The organism is Streptomyces sp. NPDC001927 (genome assembly GCF_053594455.1).
On sequence record NZ_JBSFEN010000001.1, the window covers coordinates 392,630 to 410,348 of the forward strand.

A 17,719-nucleotide genomic window follows, 5' to 3' on the forward strand; every position below is an offset into this window, starting at 1 on the left:
GAATACCCTCCGCTCTTCCCTCTCGCTCTCCGGGCCGACGGCTCAGGAGTCGGTGTTGGCCGGGTCGTTCGGCAGTCCGGTCGTGTTCGGGTTGTTCGGGCTGCCGGCCGACTTGATCGTGTTCAGGAACTCCTGCGCCTTGATGTCGTCGAGCGTCCCGCCCTGCTTCTTGAGGAACTCGTCGATCATCTTCAGGAGGGTGTCCTTGATCTCCTGCGACAGGTTCTGGATGAACTGGAGGATCTTGTCGATGCTCTCCGTGAAGACCTGCGTGTTGCCGTTCAAGGACTGGCCGTGCATGTTGTCGCTGGTCGTCATCATGCCGATGGCGAGTGGCTTGACCAGCGAGAAGTTGTCCGGGTTGGTGTAGCCCCGGGCGATGTTGCGGGGTGAGAGATCGGTCCCCGAGTCCTTGCCGAGCTGTTCGAGCGTGGCGAGGAACTCGGCGAAGGGCCCGTTGATGAACGCTTGGATCGCCGGGCTGTCCAGCTTGGTGAGGTTCGCCTGGGTGGGCACGTGGACACTCCCTGGGTCCGGAGGGGTGGTCAGTAGACCTGGAGGTTGCCCCAGTCCTGGGCCAGGCCGCGGTCGAGGACGCCGTAGCTCTCGGCGATGTCGCTGAGCAGCTTTCCGCTGCCGGCCACGGCCTGCGCCGCGTGGTCGACGTAGCCGTGCCACTCGACGAACTTCTCGTTGAACGCGCCCTTGTCCATACCGACACAGCTGTCGGACCACTGGGCGATGGCCGTCTGGAGATTGTTCAGGACGGTGTCGATGGCCTCGCTCGCGTTGATGAGCTGGGCGGTCACGCCGTCGGTGGCGCCGTAGTTGATGCTGATGCTGCCGTGGTCGTAATTGGCCTCGGGCACGAGGTCCTCCTTCGTCTGTGTGGTGGTTCGGGGTCAGCGGTGAGGGCCGGTCGGATCGGCCCCTCGCGGGTCAGCCCCTGAGGCCCTCGATGGTGCTCTGCATGCGCTGGATCCGCCCGGTCAGCTCCTCCTGCTGGCCCTGCTGCTGGCCGGAGTTGCGGATCATGGTGTCCTTGACGCTCTCGATGCCCCGCTCGACCTTCATCACGTCCGCGTCCCACGAGGCGAGGAGGTTCTGGTAGGCCTGGCCGTCGGCGCCGGCGTAGCCGTTGGGGCCGACGAGGTCGTTGGCCGAGGTGCGGACGATGCCCCGGATCCGGGTGATGTCGTCGTGGGCGTTCTGCATCAGCTCGGCGACCTTGAGGTTCGCCTCGACTGTGGTTTTGTATCCGCCGCCGGGAATGTCATCGGGCATCGGGTTTCACCCTCTCTGTGGTGGGTCGTGTTCTTGGGTGCGAGCCTGCCTCCGGCCGGGTCCCGGATGCTTGCGTCGCGTTACGTAGCTGCCGCCGCGCGGGACGGATCTACGTCAACTCCCCTACTCCGCTGAGGCATTGACGGCTTGCGTGGGGCCGCTGCCCGGCGTCGTCCCTGGGGAGGCGGCGTCCGCGGCGCCCGGGCAGCTCCTGCGCGGCGCCCCCGAGTCCGCGGCCGGCGGCTGGGCGGCGGCCGCCGCCTCCAGGGGCGCGCCGGTCGGCAGGGTCATGAGCAGGGCCGAGGGCAGACCCCGTACGTCCGCCGCCGTGTAACCGAGGGCCTCCAGGGCTCCGTCCGGGGCGACGGGGTGGCGCACACCCGAGTCGGTGACGAGGAAGATCGTGTCGCCCATCCGGGTGCCCGCGCTGCTGAGGGCCTGGATCAGGGCGCCCTTGCCCGGCGGTACCTCCACCCGGTCCACGGGCAGGCAGGCCGGGGCGACCGAGTCGGCGGGCGGCTGCGCCACGTGGTCCTCGGCGACGACAGCGGGGGCGAAGGCGACGTTGACGCCCATGGCCTTGCCGTCGCTCGGCCGGACCACGGCACAGGGCTCGGTGCCGCCGGGGATCCGGACCAGGCGGGGCGGTGAGGCCGGCAGGCCGCCGCCGCCCGGGCGGCTCGCCGCCGACGCGAGGTGGCCCCGGGCGGCCTCGGCGCCGAGCGGGCGCGCGGCCGGGGTCCGCCCCTCGTACGCGACCTTGCGCGTCTGCGGGTCGCCGAGGACCAGGGCGGTCTCCGTCTCGGTCAGCGGGGTCAACCCCTCCCGCAGCAGCAGGTGGAACTGGCCCGACGCGCCCGGGACTTCGACGCTGAAGACCTGGCCGACGCGGGTCGGCTGCCCGTCGAGCTCGGTCCCTGCCTCGCCGCGCCCCGGTACGGCGGGCGCGGCGAGGTCGGCGCCGGCGGGCAGCGCGACGAGGAAGGCGGCCGAGACGGGGTGGGGGGCGGCCGATCCGTAACCGAGGGAGGTGGCCGCGCCCGTCGTCTCGTCGAGGAGGTGGCGTTCGCCGTCCAGGAGCAGCGAGCGGCGCCCGTCGGGTCCCTGGACGAGGAGCGCCTCGCCCGCGCCCAGCGGGCGTCCGCTGTCGGCGGCGCCGAGGGCGAGCCGGGTCCGTACGACCACCTCGCCCGAGGTCTGGGTGGTGGTGGCCCCGCACACCTGCCACGCCGAGGACAGCAGGCTGCTCCGGCCGGGCAGGTAGTCGGGGGCGCCCGGGATGCCCACGGGCGGGCCGTGCGGGGCGTCCTTCGTGGCGGAGCTGCTGACGGTCGCGGACTTCATCTCGCCGCCCAACAGCAGGCGAGCGGAGGCGTAGTTGAGGACGGGGCGCAGTCGGCCCTGGGCGAAGACGTACCGGTTGCCGGTGTCCTTCTCCAGGACCAGCGTGCCCTCGGCCCGCCAACTGGTCGAGCCACCCGGGGAGAAGAGGCCCCACAAGGCCGAGATGAGGACCGCGACCACGCCGATGATCGCCCCGAAGGCCATGCCTCGGTTGGTGCGCCCACCGGGGGGCTCCAGGTGGTCCGGGTTCTCGCGGAGCATCCCCGAGGTGAGCCGGCCCATCAGGAAGAGATGGGCCTGTACCTGGTCGCGCCTTGACTGCACGGGGCCCTCCGGCCTGCTCGTCGGTGTTCGAAAGGTCTACGGGGGCTCCAGCGCGGCCGGTGTCAGCCGGTCATCCCGCGTACCAGCCCGTACACGCCCAGGACCCACAGGGCGAGGGGCAGCAGCGCGAGCGCCACCAGGAAGTGCAGGATCTCCGCCGCGCGTCCCCAGTAGGGCACGAGCCGTCGTCCCGGTACGGTCCAGATGGCGATGGTGAGGACGATGGCGAGCGCCACGAGGCCCGCCACCAGGCCGAGTCGGCCGCCTCCGCCGTCCAGGGCGTCGGCCCAGGCCATGGCGAGGACGGCGACGCCCCAGACGCCGGGGGCGAGGATCGAGATCCGCTGCCAGACGCTGCCGAGGTTGCGGCCGTGCAGGAGCAGCAGCACCGTCAGGGTGGCCGCGGTGATGGCCTCCGCGAGGCCGAAGTGCTGGGCGAGGACGGTGACGCAGAAGGTGCAGACGATCCCGGTCGCCGCGTACAGGGCGGTGAGCCAGGCGTTCGCCGCGGCCGAGCGCCGGGCCACGTCCTCGCTCTCGTGCGGCTCGATGTCCTGCTGGAGCTCCTCGGGCGAGGTGGGAAGGGGGCGCATCTGCATGCCGGACATCCGGAAGGCGAGCGCGGGGACGAACCCGCCGAGGATCACGGCCCCGACGGCGACCACCGCGGCCACGTCCGGCGCCGGGAATCCGGTGGCGGCGATCAGTCCCCCGGCGGCGGTCGCGAAGGCGGCGACCACCCCGACGGAGAGGAAGACGGCGGCGGAGGCGCCCACCACGGACAGCGCGAGGACGGCGCCACCGGCCGCCGCGGCCCCACCAGACAGGAGTCGGGGGCCGAGCAGCTCGGCGCCTGCCGGCCCGCCGGGCAGCAGCCAGCCGGCCAGGGCCAGGAAGGGTACGGCTGCGCAGCCCAGCATGACGGCGGTGAACGCGTCGCCGACGGCGCGGCTCGCGGTGCCCGCGCCGGCCAGCAGGAGGATCCCGCACAGGGCGGCGGTCAGGCCCCGGTCGACGGACGGCAGTCCGGGCATGGCCAGGACCAGGGCCACGGCGGTGAGCAGGGTGGCGGCGACGACGCGGACGAACGTACGGCTGCTGGATTCGGTCCAGTCGCCGCCGAGGCGTCCCATCACAGTGGCTACCCCGTCGACGATGTCGTCAAAGTGGGCCTCGGGGATGGCGTCGGCGGCCGACCGCAGATAGAGGGTCTCGCCGTCGCGCACCTCGAGGCCGGCCAGCGTGCCCTCCGGGTCGAGCGGCGCCTCGCCCAGGCGCTGGAGCACCCAGCCCTGGCCTTCGACGGTGGTCTCCTCGGCCGCGGTGCCGGCGAAACCGAGCAGCGCCGGCAGCAGGTCGGAGACGGGGATGTCGGCCGGAGCCGCCAACTCGACTCTACGGCCGGGTACTTGGATGGTCAGGCGGCTCAGCCCGGCGAGGGGACTCTCACTCATGGCCCGCACCCTACGGGCGGGGACGCGCCGCTCCCTTCCGACGAATGACGCAATTGCGCGGTGCGGATGACGGTGTTCTCCGGCGAGCCGTCCGGGCGGCCCCGGGGGCGTCCTAGGGTGCGGAAACCCGTAGCGCCGCGCCGGAATCGCCCCGCGCGGGCGTGCGCAGACGAAGGAGCGAGTCCGTGAGCGTGGTCCTCTTCCGCAGGCCGGCCCGTCGGCGCGGGCCGGAGATGCCGGACGGCGAGCTGAGCCTCCAGGAACCGCCGGTCCTCGCCGAGGCCCAGCCGAACGCCGGTGGCGTCTGGACGTTCCTGCCCATGGGCATCATGTCGTTGTCGATGATGATGATGTTCCTGCGGCCCGGCTCGGGCGGCGTGTTCATGTACGTCGCGGTCGGCATGATGGTCCTGGGCCTGGTGGCGATGCTGGTCGGCCAGGCCATGCAGCGCCGGGGCGAGCGCAAGTCGAAGATGAACGGGGAACGGCGCGACTACCTGCGCTATCTGTCGCAGGTACGGCGCCGGGTGCGCCGGGCCATCGTGGAGCAGGGCGACGCCCTGGCCTGGCGCCATCCCGCGCCGGGGGCGCTGTGGTCGCTCGCGCGGTCCCCCCGGCTGTGGGAACGGCGGGTGAGTGACGAGGACTTCGCCGAGGTGCGGATCGCGCGCGGATCGCAGCGGCTCGGGCTGCGCCTCGCGCCGGTGACGACCCGCCCGGTGGAGGACCTGGAGCCGCTGACCGCGCACGCGCTGCGGTGCTTCGTGGAGGCGTACGGGCAGATACCCGACCAGCCGATCGCCGTGTACCTGCGGGCGTGGTCGCGAGTGCTCGTACGGGCCGAACCCGAGGAGTCGCGGGCCTTCGCGCGGGCCGTGCTCGGGCAGTTGGCGACCCTGCACAGCCCGGACGACGTGTGGATCGCGCTGTGCGTCTCGGACGAGGTGAAGGAGGAGTGGGACTGGTCGAAGTGGCTGCCGCACGCGCTGCACCCGCAGGCCACGGACGGCGCGGGGCCGACCCGGATGGCCGCCGCGGCCGTCGGTGAGCTGACCGACCTGATCGGCGCCGAGTTCGCCGAGCGGCCGCCCTTCGATCCGACCGCCTCACCCACCCGGGACGAGCCCCTGGTGGTCGTGGTGATCGACGGGGGCCAGGTGCCCTCGGGGCACCGGTTCGACGGCGCGGGCTTCCGCAACTGTGTGGTCCTGGACCTCACCGGGGAGCTGCGCTGGCGTCCGGGCCGCACCACGCTGCGGCTCGCGCTGACCGAGGGCCGGGTCGAGCTGGTCCGTACGGACAGCAACCGGCGGGAGCAGTCGACGGTGCTCGGTGTCCCCGACGTGCTCGGGCCGAACGCGGCCCGTGCGCTGGCCAAGGAGCTGGCGCCGTTCCGGGCGACGACGGGCGGGGAGTCGGCCGAGCCGCTGGCCTCCGACATCCAGCTGACGGGGCTTCTCGGCATCAACGACCTGCGCCGCCACGAGCCGGCCACCCTGTGGCAGCGGCGCTCGGCCCACCAGCACCTGCGGGTGCCGATCGCGGTGGCCGGGAGCGGCGGGGCGGTGGAGCTGGACCTGAAGGAGTCGGCGCAGGGCGGCATGGGGCCGCACGGCATGCTGATCGGGGCGACCGGCTCCGGCAAGAGCGAGCTGCTGCGGACGCTCGTTCTCGGTCTCGCGCTCACCCACTCCTCGGAGCGGCTGAACTTCGTGCTCGTCGACTTCAAGGGCGGCGCGACCTTCCTCGGCCTCGACACGCTCCCCCATGTCTCGGCGGTCATCACCAACCTGTCCGACGAGGCGGCCCTGGTGGACCGTATGCAGGACGCCCTGCACGGCGAGTTGATGCGCCGTCAGGAGCTGCTGCGGCAGGCCGGCAACTACGCCTCGGCGCTTGACTACGAACAGGCGCGGGCCGGCGGCGCGGCGATCCCCCCGCTGCCGAGTCTGGTGGTCGTGGTGGACGAGTTCAGTGAACTCCTCTCCGCGCACCGGGACTTCATGGATCTGTTCGTGATGATCGGGCGGCTCGGCCGCTCGCTGGGCGTCCACCTGCTGCTTGCCTCGCAGCGGCTCGACGAGGGCCGGGTGCACCAGCTGGAGAGCCATCTGTCGTACCGGATCGGTCTGCGCACGTTCTCCGCGATGGAGAGCCGGGGCGTGCTCGGCGTACCGGACGCCTATCTGCTGCCGCCCGAGCCGGGCAACGGCTATCTGAAGACCGGTGTCGAGGAGCTGACGCGGTTCCGCGCCGCGTACGTGTCGGGGCCGTACAAGAGCCGGGCGGGCGCCGTCTCGACCTCCCGGGTCGCGGGCCAGATCGTGCCGTGGACGACCACCTGGGTGGTGCCGAGGCAGCCTGTGGAGCCGACGGAGGAGGAGGCGCGCGCGGCGAGCGAGGAGGAGTCCGACTCGCTGCTCTCGGTGGCCGTGGACCGGCTGGTCGGTTCGGGCCCCGCGGCCCATCAGGTGTGGCTGCCGCCGCTGGCCGCCTCCCCACCTCTGGACATGCTGCTGCCGCCGCTGGAGCCCCACCACGAACGGGGGCTCACCGCCGTGGACGGGGAGCCTCGGCTGCGGGTCCCGATCGGCGTCGTGGACAAGCCCTTCGAGCAGCTGCGGGACCTACTCACCGTCGACCTGTCGGCGGCCGGCGGGCACGTGGGGATCGCGGGCGGTCCGCAGAGCGGCAAGTCCACGATGCTGCGTACCCTGATCGCCTCGCTGTCGCTGACCCACACTCCGCGCGAAGTCCAGTTCTACTGCCTCGACTTCGGTGGCGGCACGCTCTCCGGTCTGGCCGGGCTCCCCCACGTGGGCGGGGTGACGGGCCGACTCGACGAGGACCGGGTGGGCCGTACGGTCAGCGAGGTGAGCGTCCTGCTGCGGCGGCGCGAGCAGTTCTTCCTCGACCACGGCATCGACACGGTCGCCGCCTACCGGCAGCGCCGGGCGGCCGGGGAGTTCGCCGACGAGCCGTTCGGCGACGTGTTCCTCGTCATCGACGGCTGGCCTACGGTGCGTCAGGACTTCGACCACCTGGTCGACGACGTCAACAAGATCGCCCAGCGAGGGCTCAACTACGGCATTCACGTGATGCTGTCGACGGCCCGCTGGATGGAGCTGACCCCGGTCCTGCGCGAGGCCATCGGCACCAAGATGGAGCTGCGCATGGGTGACCCGATGGACTCCACCATCGACATGCGCAAGGCGGCGACCGTCCCCACGAACACCCCGGGCCGGGGCCTCACCGCCCAGACCAAGCTGCACTACCTCACGGCCGTGCCGCGGATCGACGGCGCCGAGTCGGCGGACGACCTCGCCGAGGGCGTCGCGGGCCTGGTGAGCGCCGTGTCGGACGGCTGGGCGGGGCGCCCCGGGGCGCCCGCGGTCCGGATGCTCCCCGCACGACTCGGATACGGGCAGCTGCCCGCACCCGAGGGGCACAAGCTGCCGATCGGCATCGAGGAGAACGAACTCTCCACCGTCCACCACGACTTCTCGGAGAGCCCGCACCTCGTGGTGGTCGGCGACACCGAGTGCGGCAAGACCAACCTGCTGCGCTCGCTGGCCCGTTCGATCACCACCCGGTACTCGCCGACGGAGGCGAAGATCCTGATCGCGGACTTCCGGCGCGAGCTGGTCGAAGCGGTGCCGCCGGAGTACCGGCTCGGCCACGCCGTGTCCGGGGACGCGCTGCGCGAGTACGCGCAGGGCGTGGCCCAGGCCATGTCCGAGCGGACTCCGGGCGAGGACATTCCGCCGGCCCGGATGAAGCTGTGCGACTGGTGGACCGGGCCCCGGCTCTTCGTCCTCGTCGACGACTACGAGATGGTCGGCAGCGGCTTCAACTCGCCGCTGGAGTCGCTGCTCCCGCACATCCCGCTCGGCTTCGAGGTGGGCCTGCACATGGTTCTGGCGAGGGCCTCGTCGGGCGCGGTGCGCGGCGCGTCGGACGTCATGATCCGGAGCCTGCTCGACGCGAACAGCACGTCCCTGCTGATGTCCTGCCCGCCGAGCGAGGGCACCTTCCTCGGGAACGTCCGGCCGAAGCTGCTGCCGGCGGGACGGGCCGTCCGGATCGCCAGGCGGCGCAGCCTGATGATCCAGACCGCGCTCCTGGAGGACTGAGGCTCGGGGGGGGCGGCTGGGCGGCCTCGCTCAGCCGGCCCGCCAGCCGCGTGCCCGCGCCTTGGGCAGCAGCCGGCCGAGGGCCCCGAGGATCAGGACCAGGGACACGCCGCCGACCGCGATCAGCATGCTGCGCGAACGGGCACCCTCGTCGTCGTACGGCGCCGGAAGGGTGACCGGACCGGACCGCTCCAGGGCCGCCGCGGAGTCCGCGGGCAGCACCCCCGAGACGGCCGCGTAGGGGTCCAGGCGCGGCACGGCGGAGGTGTACGAGCCGCCGAGGAGCCGGGTGCGGGTGTGATCGGCGCCGATGCCGGGCTCGTACGAACGGACCAGGGCGGCGGCGCCCGCGGCGAAGCCCACCGCGAGGGAGGAGCCCGATCCGGTGAAGGAACCCTCGCCTCCCGGGCCCACGCTGACGACCCCGTCCCCCGGGGCTCCCAGGTCGGCGCGGAGCGGGACGCCGGCGTTCTGGGGCCGGGAGCCGTCGGCGCCGAAGTCGAGCACGGACAGCACGCCGGGCTCGGCGGCCGGCCAGTAGTTCTGGGGCTTGACGGCGCCGGTACCGCTCGTGGTCGGCGCCTTGTCCGGCGCGGCGGGCGCGACCACGAGGACGTCGGAGTTCCGGGCCAGCTTCACGGCGGCGGTCAGCCGGGCGTCGCGGCCGGGGAAGGCGTAGGGGACGGCGACGACCTCGGCCCCGGTGCGGACGGCGGCCTCGATCCCCCGGGCCACCTCGGCCGCGGTGACCCCGCCCCGCAGGGTGGTGACCCGTACGGCGAGGATCCGCGCCTCGGGGGCCACCCCGGTGAAGCCGGAGCCTTCGCGCGGCCCGGCGGCGATCAGCCCGGCGACGAAGCTGCCGTGGCCCACGCAGTCCTGGCCGCTGCCGGCCCCGACCGGGGTGACCCGGCCGCGGAGCGCGGGGATCGTGGTGCCGACCCCGGTGCCGACCACGGCGACGTCGACCCCCTGGCCGCGGGTCATGCGCCACACCCGCTCCAAGCCGAGCATGTCCTGGGTCCACGGCGGCTTCTCGGCCCGCTTGTCGGAGGCCGGACGACAGGGCGCGCGATCGGCCAGGGCCTGCACCACCACCGGGAGGGTCTCGTCGGCGGCCTCGGCCGCCGCGCCGGGGCCAGCCGCTGCGGCGACCAGAGCCATCGCGGACATCAGGGGGGCCGCGCCCCGTCGCATCGCTCTCATGGACGCAGCGTAGGAGCGTCGTACCTCAACAGGTGCCCCCGCAAGCGGAGTTCGGCATCCCCGGGGTCCGTATCGGCGAAATCTACGTCATCGGCCGAGCCCGCTACGTCGCGCGAACCAGTCATTGTTCGGTAGTGCCGTCCCCCCGACCCCCGGCAGCCTGTGAGCCCGGCGCGACACGCCTCGCGCACTGCCGATCACCGCACCACCAGGGGAGGCACCGCCGTGGTACGCCAGGTACTCACCGTCGATCACAACGGTTCCGGCGAGTACCGGACCATCAAGGAGGCCCTCGCCCACGCCCGCACGGGCGCGGTGATCAGCGTGCAGCCCGGCCGGTACGTGGAGAACCTCCTGGTGACCACGCAGGTCACCATCGTCGCCGACGGCCCCAAGGGGAGCGTGGAGATCACCCCGCGCCGCGACACCGCGATCACGCTGGCCGCCGAGGCGGTGATGCTCACCGATCTGCTGCTGCGCGGCGGGGAGAGCGACGTGCCCGTGGTCCACGCCGCCCGGGGCCAACTGGCCATGCGCGACTGCGAGGTGGTCGGCAAGGGCTGGACGGCCGTGTCGGCCTCCGACTCCGGCTCGCTCGCCCTGCGGAACTGCCGGATCACGAACCCGGACGGCGCGGGCATCGTGGTGACCTCGGCCCAGCCGAGTGCGGTCGAGGACTCGGTCATCGAGCACCTGGGGACCTCGGCCGTCGTGGTGGTGGACCAGGGCCGGATCAGCGTGCGCGGCTGCCGGCTGCGCGACGCGCGGGGCAACGGGATCCTGGCCAACGGCGAGGCCCGCGGCTCCGTCGAGGAGTGCGAGATCTCCTCGACGGACAAGCCGGCGGTGGCCCTTGAGGGTTCCAGCAGCGTCACCGTGCAGGACGTCACCGTCACCGGCGTGACCGTCGGCGTCTATGTGACCAGCACCTCCCGCACGGTCCTGGAGAACGTCCAGGTGACCGACACCACCGGGCACGGCATGGTCGTCGCCGCGGGCGCGGACCCCGTGATGCGCCGCTGCGGCACGGCCGACACCCGGGGCAGCGGCCTGCTCGTGACCGGCAAGTCCCGTGGCACGTACGAGGACTGTGTCTTCCGTACCTCGGCGCAGGCGGCCGTCCGGGTCGCCGAGTCCAGCGGCCCGGTCCTGACCGGGACGACCGTGCGGGACACCGAAGGCGTCGCCGTGCTGCTGGTGGACGAGTCGGTCGCGGAGATAGACCGGCTCGACGTCCTCGACGCGGGCGGCCACGGCGTCTCGGTGCGTTCGGGGGCCAACCCGCTGCTGCGGCGCGTGCGCGTCAACGGCACGAAGGGGTACGGGATCGAGGTCGCTGAGGACGGCCGCGGCAGGCTCGAGCACTGCGAGGTGGAGAACACCGGTTCGGCGGCCGTGCGCATCGAGGGGCACGGCAACCCGCACATCGGCAACAGCACGATCCGCGGCTCGAAGCAGGCGGGGGTGTCGGTGGGGTCGCTCGGCCGGGGCTCGCTGCGGGACTGCGAGATCAGCGGGACGGGCACCGAGGGCGTGTCGGTGGAGGACGGCGGCGAGCTGGCCCTGACCCGGGTGAACGTCAAGGAGGCAGGCGCCCACGGCATCCTGGTCGCGGCCGGCGGCCGGGCCGCCGTCAACTCCTGCGGGTTCGAGGGCAGTACCGGCGACGGCATCCGCGTCGACAGCACCGAGCAGGTCACCATCACGGACTGCGCGGTCCGCTCCAACCGGGGCGCCGGGCTGCGGCATTCACGGCAGGGCACCCGGCTCTCGGTGGACGGCCTGGTGAGCACCGGCAACGGCGCCGCCGACATCTGGGACGGCGCGCCCAAGCAGGAGATCCCGGCGGCCGGCGCGAACGGAGGCCCGGCGGAGACCACCCCGGGCGGCGCGGCCCCGGAGCCCCCGAAGGGCCCGCTCGGCGAACTGGAGGCCCTGGTCGGCCTGGAGGGCGTCAAGCACCAGGTCAGTACGCTCATCAACCTCAACCGCCTTGCCCAGCAACGCGCCAGCCTGGGGATGCCTGCCCCGCCGATGAGCCGCCACCTCGTCTTCGCGGGCCCGCCCGGCACCGGCAAGACCACCGTGGCCCGGCTGTACGGCAGCATCCTCGCCGAGCTCGGTTCGCTCCCCTCGGGCCACATCGTGGAAGTCTCCCGGGCCGACCTGGTGGCCCAGATCATCGGCGGTACGGCCATCAAGACCACCGAGACCTTCGAACGGGCCCTGGGCGGCGTCCTGTTCATCGACGAGGCGTACACCCTGCTCTCCGACAGCAAGGGCTCGGGCGCCGACTTCGGCCAGGAGGCCATCGACACCCTGGTCAAGCTCATGGAGGACCACCGCGACGAGGTCGTCGTGATCGTCGCCGGCTACTCCAAGGAGATGCAGGCCTTCCTGTCCGCCAACCCCGGTCTCGCCTCCCGGTTCACCCGGTCCATCGAGTTCATCAACTACACCGTCGACGAACTCGTCACCATCGTCGAGAACATGTGCGCCGCCCACGGCTACCAGCTGGCGCCGACCGCCCGCGAGGCGCTCGCCCTGCACTTCACCCGGATGCCCAGGGACGCGAGCTTCGGCAACGGCCGTGCCGCTCGCAAGGTGTTCGAGGAGATGGTGGACCGGCAGGCCTACCGGCTCGCGTCCCGCGCCGAGATCAGCCAGTCCGACCTGGCGGAGCTCGTCGCCGAGGACGTCGGCGAGGAAGAGGCGGCCGCGGTCAGCTCGGGCGTCGAGGAGCGGCCCGCGGACTCGGAGGTCCTCGCCCGTCTCAACGGCATGATCGGCCTCTCCGCCGTGAAGGAGGAGGTCGGGGGCATGGTCGACCTCCTGGAGGCGACCCGGCAGCGCCAGGCCGCCGGTCTGGCCGCGCCCAGGATCAGCCACCACCTGGTCTTCGCCGGGCCTCCCGGCACGGGCAAGACCACGATCGCCCGGCTCTACGCCGACCTGCTCTGCTCCTTCGGGGTGCTGCCCCGCGGCCAGCTCGTCGAAGTGGCCCGCGCCGACCTCGTCGGCCGCTACATCGGACACACGGCGCAGCTCACCCGCGAGGCCTTCGAACGCGCCCTGGGCGGTGTGCTCTTCATCGACGAGGCGTACACCCTCACCCCGCTCGACGCCCCGTCCGACTTCGGCCGGGAGGCGGTGGACACCCTGCTCAAGCTGATGGAGGACCACCGCGACGAGGTGGTCGTCATCGTCGCCGGCTACACCGGCGAGATGGGTCGCTTCCTGGACTCCAACCCCGGTCTGGCGTCCCGCTTCTCACGGCACGTCACCTTCGAGGACTACACCAACGACGAGCTGGTCACCATCGCCGACCGGCACACGCTCGAACTCGGCTACCAGTGCGCCCCGGACACCCTGGAGGCGCTGCGCGGGCTCTTCGAGGCGACTCCGCGCGGCAAGTCCTTCGGCAACGCCCGCCTGGCCCGCCAGATCGTGGAGACCATGATGACCCGCCAGGCCGGCCGGCTGAGGGGCGTGGCCGACCCCAGCCTGGAGGCCCTGAGCCAACTGCTGCCGGAGGATCTACCGCCCTCCGACGGACCCGGCGCGCACGGCGGGCAGCGGAAGGTTCTCCAGCACGACGGGGGTGCCCGCTCATGAGCCTGTGGCAGAGCTTCCTCGGCAGGCGGACGTCGGGCGGCGGGCGCAGCGCCCCGTCCGGCGCCGAGCGGCACGCGCCCGAGGGCGCCGCCGGCGTCTACCTCTTCCACGCCACGCAGCACCCGCCGCAGCACCTGAGCGACGCCGCCCACTGGCTGACGCCGGTGGCCACGGACCAGGTGGTGTTCCTGGTGGACAGCGGGGTGGAGGACGCCTCCTCGCTCCTCGACCAGTTCACCCCGATCCTTGCCGCCGCCGTGGGCCACCGGGTCAACCGCGTGGCGCTCGTCATGGCCGACGGCGCCGACTCCGGGATCGCCCAGCGGATCACCGAGGCCTGGCCGGTCGAGGTGCTCGCCTGCCACGGGATCCCCGTCGTCGGGCCGGGCGGCATCCTCTTCACCCACCACGGCTGGCTGCGCTTCGCCCCCGGCCGCGCGCCCGAGACCGTAGGCCGCCGCTTCCCCGCACCCGTCTGGCAGGCCGCGTTCTCCCGGCTCGCCGCCGACACGGCCGAAGGGCACCGCATCGACCACATCCCGGCCGGGATCATCCTGCGCCCCGACCGGTACGCGGCGCCCCCCGTGCCCGCGCTCGCGCACACCGTACCCATGGAACTGACCAGCGCCGCCCTGCTCGTCGGAGGTCCCGGCGCCGTCGGCACCTCCGCCGAGGCCGTCGCCAGCGTGCTCGCCGCCCTGCCGGACCGGATCCGCCGCGCGACCCGGCTGATCCCCTGGTCCGGGGACCTGCTGCCACTGGCCAAGGAGGTCGCCCACCTGCTCGACACCGAGGTGGAGGTCGCGGGAGGACTGCCGCTGCTGCTCGACGCCGAGGACGGCGAGACGCCCGAGTCGCAGACCCTGCTGGTCAACTCCGAGGGGGACCCGACCTGGAACGCGTACGTGGAATCGGTCGTCTACGGACCCCAGGACGGTCCCGGCGGACGCCTCAAGCGCTGGCGGCCACCGATGCCGGGGCTCACCCCCGGGGCGCAGGACGGGAGTTACCGGCTCTCGGACGAGTGGCAGGTGACGGTGACCCGGGCGGGGCTCTGGGTGGGCCCCGCGGGTCAGGACACCAGCGCGTGGGAACGCCCGGTGGAGGCCGAGGTGCTCGCCATCGACGTCGGGCTGCCCGGTGTCGCCACGGACGACTCGCTGCTGCCCGCGCTCGACGGCATGCTCTCCAGGCTGGAGACGGCGGGCCGCGAGCGGGCCATGCTCCAGGTCCACGCGGACTGCACCGCCGACCAGTTGACGCAACTGCGCCGGATCACGGTCCGGCACGGCATCGGCCTGGCGCGCCGGGGCTGGCTGCCCGGGGTGGGGGCGAACGCGTACCTGCCGGGCCAGGCCCCGGCGGTGGTGGCCGTAGAGCAGCCTCAGCAGGAACAACCCGCCGCCACCGTCGCCTCCGCGCCCGCGTCCCTGATGTCCTCCACGACCCCTTCGCTGGCCCCGGCCGAACCCGAGCCCGCCGCTGCCCCCGCCCCCGAGGCGGTGAGCCCGGAGACCACCCAGGTCCTTGCCCTGCCCCAGGTCGGCATCGCCGAGGGACCGGGCGCGGCCGCCTCCGCGAGCGCCCTGCCGGGCTGGCTGACCTCCGGCACACCGATCCGCGCGGAGGAACCCGCCGCCCAGCCGACGGAGACAGCGGCGGCACCGGCACCCGCTACGACTCCGGCCACAGCTCAGGTGACGGCCGAGCGGACCGCCGAGGCCGAGCCCGCCCCGGCACCGGAGCCCGTACCGGAGACGGCACCGGAACCGGCGCCGGAAGTCGCACCCGAACCGGCTGCCGCGGCACCGACTCCCCCGCCGCCGACCGCCCCCGAACCCGCGTCCGTACTGGCTCCCCCGCCGCCCGCACCCGCGTCGATCCTGCCCGCTCCGGCGGCGCCGACGACGGCCCCCGTTCCCGGGGCGCCCGCCCCGGGACCGGCGGGCGGCGGCGCGACCGATCTGCGTACCCTGCTCGGCCCGGCGTGGGAGCGGCACCACCAGGCGGTGGTCCGCGCGCTGACCCGGCTGCCGTCCGTGCGCAGCCGCGCCGACGACGCGATGCGGTCCGACCTGGTGGCCCTGCACCTGCACCTGACGGGCGAGGCGGGCGTCCTGCCGGAGGGCCGGCGCCGCGAGGCGATCAACGCGGGACTGCGCCGGCTCCCCTCGTACCGGGGACCCGCGCTGCGGAGCACCGGCCCCGGCGCCGGTGCGGACGACCCGGTACCCGGTACGGAGTTGAGCTTCGACGGGCCGATCAGCGCGCTCGCCGCGGACCGGACGCTGCCCCGGGGCAGCGGTGACCGGTACCTGATCTGGTCGGCGACCGCGCGCCGGATCCGGCCGCTGCTCGACGACACGGCCCCGGGCACCGACACCGTCGAGGAGGTCGTGTTCGGCGCGGGGACCCGCCTGCGCGTGATCGGCGTACGGGACGGCCAGGCCGGCGGCCGGCTGGTCCTGCTCCGGGAGATGCCCGACTCGGCCCCGCCTGCCACACCCGGCGAACTCGACCCCCAGGACGCGCTGTTCGAGGAACGGCTCGTCACCTGGCTCGCGGACTCCGAACCGCGCTGGGACGAGTCGACCGCCTGGCCCGAGCGCTGCGCCGGCCGGCTGACGGAGCGGCCCGGTGCGCGGCCCCCGGCAGTCGGCCCCGCACCAGCCCTGTCCTGAGGGACAGGCCCCCCATCCATCGACAGAGGAGATTCCCGTGTCACAAGAGGAACGGACCATGAGCCAGGGCCCTCCAGGGTCCCGGCCCGAGAGCGGCGAACGCCCGAGGATTCGCCAGGCGGTGGCGCTGGGCGGCGCGGGCACGTCGGAACGCCCCGCCTCCGGGCCGGTGCTCGTCTCCCGGCCCACCCCCGCCGACCCGGCGGCCGAGCAGGAGCAGGCACCCTCGCGCCAGGCCAGGCGCGCCCGCCGGCGCTCACGCTCCGCGTCGCAGCCCCGCCCGGCGCTCCGCGCGGTGCCGTCGACGGCGCCGCGCGCACAGGCCGAGACCGCCGAGTCCGCACCGGCCTCCCCGGCCTCGACCGCCCCGGCCTCCCCGACGACGACGGCGGCGGCCGAGCGGCCGGACGAGGGCGGTCCCGCCCCCACGGGCACGGCGGCGGCCGCGCCCACCGCGACGCCCCCGCGCGCCGCGGCGAACAGCTCCTCGCCGCCGACCCGCAGGGCCGCGAGCGGGAGTGGTGGCCAGGGTGGCGGTCGTCCCCTGATGGCCGCGGCGGCCATCGCGGGAGCGGTGCTGGTCTCCGTACCGCTGGTGGTGAGCCAGGGATCGGACAACGACAAGGCGACGCACGCCATCGGCGACGTCACCACCTCCGCCTCCATTCCCGTCGCCCTGCTCGGTGAGCAGGGCGGCGCCACCTGGCCCAGCACGCAGGGTGGTACGGACGAGCAGGTGCGGGAGCACTCCGAGCGGCTCCAGCAGCAGCCCCCGGCGAGCGAGCCGTCCAAGGGCACTCCTCCCGCGAAGGCCAAGCCGGATCCGGTGCAGGGCTCCACCTACACGCCACCGGTGATCACGCCGGCCGACGAGAAGGCGATGGAGTCGACGCGGGCGGCGGACCGCAAGGCGGACGGTCTGCCGACCGGCCCGCTGGGGGCGCTCCCGCCCGTCCGGACCGCCAACCCCGGCACCACGACGCCGGACGCGGACACGGCGGCCGGCGACCGGCCGCTCAAGACCCCCAAGACGGTCGTGGCGGCCTCGAACACCACGGCCGACGAGCCGAAGCCGAACCCCGGGGTCCAGCGGGCTCTGCTCACCGACACCGACTCCGGTTCGGATTCCGGCACCAGGACGGCGAGCAAGCCGGCCCCCGCTCCGGCTCCCAAGCCGGTGAAGGCCGCGGCTCCGAAGCCGGTGAAGGCGGCCGCTCCGGCCCCGGCCAAGACCAGTGCGCCTGCCAAGCCCCGTACCCGGGACGTACGTTCCACGCCGACGGCGCTGGAGGGGCAGACCAAGGTCCTGCACGGTACGTACGTGATCGGGCGCGGCCAGTCGGTCACCACCAACCGCATCTCGCTGACGATGCAGCAGAACGGCAATCTGGTCATCCTCGACAGCAACGGCCGGGCCCGCTGGTCCTCGGGCACGTCCGGCCAGGGTGACCGGGCGGTGTTCCAGGGCGACGGCAACTTCACCGTGCTCGCGGCCGACGGCAGGACCGTGTGGTCCTCCCGTACGGACGGGAACCCGGGGGCCCAGATGGTCCTGCAGGCCGACGGCAACGTCACGATCCAGGCCGCCGACGGCAGGTTCCTGTGGGGCAGCGGCACCCAGTACTGACCTGGGGAGAAGTGCCCAAGAGGCCTCCGTCCGGCAGCAGTCGCCGGGCGG

10 protein-coding genes are annotated in these 17,719 nt (G+C 73.6%); 4 read left to right on the top strand and 6 right to left on the bottom strand.

Annotation, left to right across the window (positions count from 1 at the left end):
- Positions 1-42: 42 nt before the first annotated feature.
- From ACWCO8_RS01545 to eccD, 5 genes are all read right to left on the bottom strand, one after another.
- Positions 43-516, bottom strand: a complete 474-nt coding sequence (locus ACWCO8_RS01545) for a type VII secretion system-associated protein (RefSeq protein ID WP_451030398.1) — start codon at positions 514-516, stop codon at positions 43-45.
- A gap of 29 nt (positions 517-545) precedes the next feature.
- Positions 546-869 carry a WXG100 family type VII secretion target gene (locus ACWCO8_RS01550; RefSeq protein WP_451030399.1) on the bottom strand — a complete coding sequence of 108 codons (324 nt, stop codon included), beginning with the start codon at positions 867-869 and terminating at the stop codon, positions 546-548.
- Positions 870-939: 70 nt separating this feature from the next.
- A complete protein-coding gene (locus ACWCO8_RS01555) occupies positions 940-1,284 on the bottom strand; it encodes a WXG100 family type VII secretion target (protein WP_451030400.1) in 345 nt (114 codons plus the stop codon).
- Between the two features lie 123 nt (positions 1,285-1,407).
- On the bottom strand, positions 1,408-2,952 hold the full coding sequence (gene eccB, locus ACWCO8_RS01560; protein WP_451030401.1) for a type VII secretion protein EccB: 1,545 nt from the start codon (positions 2,950-2,952) through the stop codon (positions 1,408-1,410).
- 62 nt (positions 2,953-3,014) lie between these two features.
- On the bottom strand, positions 3,015-4,406 hold the full coding sequence (gene eccD, locus ACWCO8_RS01565; RefSeq protein ID WP_451030402.1) for a type VII secretion integral membrane protein EccD: 1,392 nt from the start codon (positions 4,404-4,406) through the stop codon (positions 3,015-3,017).
- Between the two features lie 185 nt (positions 4,407-4,591).
- On the opposite strand from eccD, the gene eccCa reads away from it, so the two are divergent.
- Positions 4,592-8,539: a type VII secretion protein EccCa gene (gene eccCa, locus ACWCO8_RS01570; protein WP_451030403.1), complete on the top strand. Its 3,948-nt coding sequence runs from the start codon at positions 4,592-4,594 to the stop codon at positions 8,537-8,539.
- A gap of 30 nt (positions 8,540-8,569) precedes the next feature.
- Here eccCa and ACWCO8_RS01575 read toward each other — a convergent pair whose 3' ends face one another.
- The gene (locus tag ACWCO8_RS01575; RefSeq protein ID WP_451030404.1) at positions 8,570-9,745 is read right to left on the bottom strand and encodes a S8 family serine peptidase; all 1,176 of its coding nucleotides are present in this window, start codon (positions 9,743-9,745) and stop codon (positions 8,570-8,572) included.
- 225 nt (positions 9,746-9,970) lie between these two features.
- On the opposite strand from ACWCO8_RS01575, the gene ACWCO8_RS01580 reads away from it, so the two are divergent.
- The 3 genes from ACWCO8_RS01580 to ACWCO8_RS01590 are packed head-to-tail and all read left to right on the top strand — an operon-like array spanning position 9,971 to position 17,668.
- Complete coding sequence (locus ACWCO8_RS01580) at positions 9,971-13,360, top strand: right-handed parallel beta-helix repeat-containing protein (protein ID WP_451030405.1); 3,390 nt, start codon at positions 9,971-9,973, stop codon at positions 13,358-13,360.
- A complete protein-coding gene (locus ACWCO8_RS01585; RefSeq protein WP_451030406.1) occupies positions 13,357-16,041 on the top strand; it encodes a hypothetical protein in 2,685 nt (894 codons plus the stop codon). The genes ACWCO8_RS01580 and ACWCO8_RS01585 overlap by 4 nt, the downstream gene beginning before the upstream one ends.
- Before the next feature lie 58 nt (positions 16,042-16,099).
- Positions 16,100-17,668 carry a hypothetical protein gene (locus ACWCO8_RS01590; protein WP_451030407.1) on the top strand — a complete coding sequence of 523 codons (1,569 nt, stop codon included), beginning with the start codon at positions 16,100-16,102 and terminating at the stop codon, positions 17,666-17,668.
- Positions 17,669-17,719 lie beyond the last annotated feature (51 nt).